Annotated in this window: 5 protein-coding genes, 1 tRNA gene and 1 pseudogene; 5 read left to right on the forward strand and 2 right to left on the reverse strand. The window is 64.0% G+C overall.

Annotation, left to right across the window (positions count from 1 at the left end; genetic code table 11):
• From JCM25156_RS23235 to JCM25156_RS09830, 3 genes and pseudogenes are all read left to right on the forward strand, one after another.
• A pseudogene (locus JCM25156_RS23235) lies at nucleotides 1-380 on the forward strand (pyrroline-5-carboxylate reductase family protein); the annotation flags it as partial.
• Between the two features lie 58 nt (nucleotides 381-438).
• On the forward strand, nucleotides 439-1083 hold the full coding sequence (locus tag JCM25156_RS09825) for a TetR family transcriptional regulator (RefSeq protein WP_025812939.1): 645 nt from the start codon (nucleotides 439-441) through the stop codon (nucleotides 1081-1083).
• Between the two features lie 87 nt (nucleotides 1084-1170).
• Nucleotides 1171-1245: transfer RNA gene (locus JCM25156_RS09830), tRNA-Gln, on the forward strand.
• A 103-nt stretch (nucleotides 1246-1348) separates the two neighbouring features.
• Here JCM25156_RS09830 and JCM25156_RS09835 read toward each other — a convergent pair.
• Both JCM25156_RS09835 and JCM25156_RS09840 read right to left on the reverse strand, forming a co-directional pair.
• Complete coding sequence (locus tag JCM25156_RS09835; RefSeq protein ID WP_025812940.1) at nucleotides 1349-2398, reverse strand: alpha-E domain-containing protein; 1050 nt, start codon at nucleotides 2396-2398, stop codon at nucleotides 1349-1351.
• Nucleotides 2380-3846 carry a circularly permuted type 2 ATP-grasp protein gene (locus JCM25156_RS09840; RefSeq protein WP_025812941.1) on the reverse strand — a complete coding sequence of 489 codons (1467 nt, stop codon included), beginning with the start codon at nucleotides 3844-3846 and terminating at the stop codon, nucleotides 2380-2382. Before JCM25156_RS09840 ends, JCM25156_RS09835 begins: the two co-directional genes overlap by 19 nt.
• 44 nt (nucleotides 3847-3890) lie before the next feature.
• Between JCM25156_RS09840 and JCM25156_RS29930 the strand changes: the two genes are divergently transcribed.
• Both JCM25156_RS29930 and JCM25156_RS09845 read left to right on the forward strand, forming a co-directional pair.
• Nucleotides 3891-4124, forward strand: coding sequence for a hypothetical protein (locus JCM25156_RS29930; RefSeq protein ID WP_183482131.1), 234 nt, complete (start codon nucleotides 3891-3893; stop codon nucleotides 4122-4124).
• A gap of 4 nt (nucleotides 4125-4128) precedes the next feature.
• A partial coding sequence (locus JCM25156_RS09845; RefSeq protein ID WP_025812943.1) for a transglutaminase N-terminal domain-containing protein occupies nucleotides 4129-4441 on the forward strand: 313 nt, incomplete at its 3' end.

Raw genomic sequence — 4441 nt, forward strand, 5'->3', positions numbered from 1 at the left:
GCTGCTGCGCGCGGTGGGAGACGTGGCATGGATCGACCATGAAGATCAGATGGATATGGTGACCGCCATATCCGGCAGCGGTCCGGCCTATGTCTTCCTGCTGGCCGAGATCATGGAACAGGTGGGCGTGGAAGGGGGCTGCCCCCGCCCTTGCGCGCCAGATCGCACGCCAGACCGTGGCCGGAGCGGGTGCGCTCATGGTACGGAGCGGCATCGATTCGGCCACCCTGCGCCAGAACGTGACCAGCCCCGGCGGCACCACGCAGAAGGCGCTGGACGTGCTGATGGCCCCGGATGCGTGGCCCGCCAGCCTCACCACCGCGCTGAAGGCCGCGGCACAGCGTTCACGCGAACTGTCCGGCCCGCAACCCGTTTCATGACCATGCGGCCGCCCTATGGCCCACATCGACACCCCTAGCCCGGAAGATCAGATATTCCATGGACAACGACCAGTTTGACGCCACCCTTCTCCGTTCCGCGCTGGAACGCGCCAGCCTGCACGGATGGCGACGTGTAACGGTCGTTGACGCCGCACGCGATGCCGGGTTGAGCCTGGAAACCGCACGCAGGCGGTTCCCGTGCAAGGCCGCCATCCTGCTCACGCTGGGGCGTCTGGCGGATGAGGCGGCGCTGATCGAGGACGACTCCGACGGCAGCGTGCGCGAAAAGCTGTTCGACATGCTCATGCGCCGTCTGGACGTGTTCCAGCAGTACCGTGATGGCGTGCGCAGCGTCCTGCGCGCCCTGCCCACCGACCCGCTGCTGGCCGTGATGCTGGGTGGCGCCACGCTGGAAAGCATGAAGTGGATGGCCGACGCCGCCGGAATGAACACCAGCGGGCTGGTCGGGGCGATGCGCCTGCAGGCGCTGCTGGGTGTATGGACCGCAACGCTGCGCACATGGGACCGTGATGACAGCCAGGACATGGGCATTACCATGGCCGCACTCGATCAGGCGCTGGACCGCGCGGCCCGCTTCACCGGGCTGGCCCCCGCCGCCGAGACGCAGGCCACCGGGACCATGGGCCATGGCATGGAAACCGACCCGATGGTCGATCTGCCGCTCGAGCCCCTGCCGGAATGATGAAACCTGGCTGTTCCCCCTTTACGGGACAGCCATTTAGACATTAGAAGAACTGCGTATCGGGCAGATTGCGCGGTTCTTTCATATTGGGGCGTAGCCAAGTGGTAAGGCAGCGGATTTTGATTCCGCCATGCGGAGGTTCGAACCCTCCCGCCCCAGCCAGTCTCCTGAAAAACATCCTGTAAATTACGGAAAATTTGCCGCTGAAGCTTTTTCAGACAGCTTCAGGGAACACCGCCTTTTTGAAAAAAGGCGGCGCCCGGATTCAGTTCTGCATCTGCGCCATGCCATCAGCGGCCGAAACCGAGACCACGGGCGGCCAGAAGGCCTGGGCGATCTCGTTCTGGATCTGGCGCAGTTCACGCTGGATCCAGTCCATGTATTCATGCAGCCCGCGCAGGATGATGTCCTCCACCGTCTGCTCGGCCAGCGTGACCCGCAGTTCCTCCACCCGTTCGAGAATCGGCCCGCAATGGCGCAGCCGGTATTCTCCCGCCAGCGACCCCAGCGCGCTGTAGACATTGCACAGGCTGTTGGACAGGGAACGGGGGAAGCCGTTGTTCTTGAGCAGGAACCCCACGATATTGGCGGGCGTCATGCCATCGGGCAGCACGCGACGGAAGGCATGATAGGCGGCGGCAGAGCGCAGCACCGATGTCCACTGGCTCATGTCGATATCCGACCCCACGCCCGCGCCGCTGGGCAGGAGGGTGTGGTATTTTATGTCGATCAGCCGGGTGATCTGGTCCGCGCGTTCCAGGTTCTTGCCCAGACTGTAGAACAGCCAGCCCTGATCGCGGTACAGCGTGCCCTCCGTAATGCCGAAATGGGTCTGGCAGTCCTGCTTGAGCCGCGTGCACAGCGGGGAGAGATAGCCCGCGCCGACATCGCCCGGCCCCAGTTCGATGACCCAGCGGGTAAAGACGTTCAGGTGCATCCACATCTCGGTCGAGATCAGGGGACGCAGCACACGGGCGTTTTCACGCGCGCAGCGGGCGAGGGACAGGATGGAGTCGGGATTTCCCTCCTCGGTGATGTAGAAGGTCACGACCGCCTGTTCGGTCGCGGCCTTGTGGTGGCGGAAGAAAAAAGCCTCATCCGCGTTGATGTGAATGATGCTGTCCCATCCCGCATCCACGCTGCCCGCCCGCACGGATGATCCCGTCACCTCGATTAGCCGGGCCATGTTCTCGATGCGCTCCATGTAGCGCGCCAGCCACATCATGTTTTCAGCGTAACGCGAAAGCAGATTGCGCAGCCCCGGCAGGACCGAAGCGGGAAAGACCGAAACCTGTGTCATGATGCCAGCACCCATGTATCCTTTGACCCGCCCCCCTGCGAGGAATTGACCACCAGCGACCCCTTGCGCAGCGCCACGCGCGACAGGCCGCCGGGCAGCACCCATGTATCGTGCCCCGTCACGGCGAAGGGCCGCAGGTCGACATGCCGCGCCTCCACCCCCGCCGGGCACAGGGTGGGCGAAACCGACAGGCTGATGACCGGCTGGCTTATGTAATTGGCCGGATCGGCCCGCAGCCGGGCGCGGAAGTCGTCCAGTTCCGCCCGTGTCGCATGGGGGCCGATCAGCAGGCCGTACCCGCCGGATTCCCCCACCGGCTTGACGACAAGGTTTTCCAGATTGGCCAGGGTATAGTCCAGCCCCTCGCGCTCGGCGCAGATATGGGTTTCCACGTTGGTCAGGATCGGTTCCTCGTCCAGATAGTAACGGATGATGCGCGGCATGTAGGCATAGACCGCCTTGTCATCCGCCACCCCGGTTCCGATCGCGTTGGCCAGCGTCACGTTGCCGCGCCGGTAGGCGTCCACCAGACCGGGCACGCCAAGCAGGCTGTCCGGGTTGAACACCTGCGGGTCAAGGAAATCATCATTGAGGCGACGGTAGATGGAATGGACCGGGCGGGGGCCGGCCACCGTACGCATGTAGACACGCCCGTTCTCCACCAGCAGGTCACGCCCTTCCACCAGCGGAATGCCCATTTCGCGCGCCAGGAACACATGCTCGAAATAGGCGGCGTTGTAGATGCCGGGGGAGAGCAGGACCACCTGCGGATCCATGACACCGGCGGGCGCGACCTCCACCAGCGCGCGGTGCAGGCGCGGGCCGTATTCATCCACCGGGCGAATATCAAGCCCCGTAGCCAGATCGGGCATGAGGCGCAGCATCATCTGCCGATCCTCCAGCACGTAGGACACGCCCGAAGGGGTGCGGGCATTATCCTCCAGCACCAGAAAACGCCCGTCACGGTCGCGCACGAGATCGGTGCCGTTGATATGGACATACACGCCGCCGGGCACGTCCAGCCCGACCATGGCCTGGCAGTAATTGGCGTTGCCCAGCACCAGACCGGCGGGCACCACGTTGTCGTTCAGGATGTGGCGGTCGTGGTAGATGTCATGCAGGAACAGGTTGATCGCCCGCACGCGCTGCTGCACGCCACGGTCCACATGGTCCCATTCAGCGGCCGTCAGCACGCGGGGGATCACATCGAACGGCAGGACGCGATCAATGGCCTCGCGGTCGGAATAGACGGTAAAGGTAATGCCCAGTCGGTAGAACTGGGCCTCCACCGCGGCGGCGCGGCGGCGCAGTTCCGCCAGGCCGAAGCGGGACAGCCGGTCACGCACCAGTTGCAGGCCGGGGGGCGGCACGTCCCGACGGTTAAGCAGTTCACAGAAGAAATCCGGAATGTCATACGTCGCGAACAGCCCGGCCGCCTGTGCCGCCATTTTCATATCACTCATGCCCTGCCCCCGCTGACTGGAGGTGGGTCAGGCGCGAAGGAATCATGTCCACCCACCTGTCGTTCATTTCACTTTCCGCAGCGGAGCAAGAAAATCGCTTCTTGCCAAGAACGAATATGCATTCATTTACCTTTCGCGCGCGGATGCCCGAAAAATACGATATTGCCGCCTTCGCCAATCCTGATAGCGTGGGTAGGGTATCCGTAGCCGCGTCCAGACCCACCATCGCCGGATCACGATGGCTGGCATGCGAAACCGTTTTCCGAGGCCGAGAGTGAGTACATGAACGCGCATGCCATGCTGGTCCATCATACACGGTACCGATACGACCGGCCCGTTCATCTCGGCCCGCAGACAATCCGGCTGCACCCGGCGCCAGGCTGCGGCAACGTGCTTTCGCACACACTCGACATCGCCCCCACGCCCCATATCCGCACATGGGGGGCGGACCGGTTCGGCAACCGCATCGCGCATGTCAGCTTTCCCGAACGGGTCACGCATTTCGACATCACCGTGCGCCTGACCACCGACCAGACCCCGACGGACCCGTTCCGCTTCACCATCGCGCCCGCCGCCCGGCTCTGGCCGATGGCGG

Source organism: Komagataeibacter kakiaceti JCM 25156, assembly GCF_000613305.1.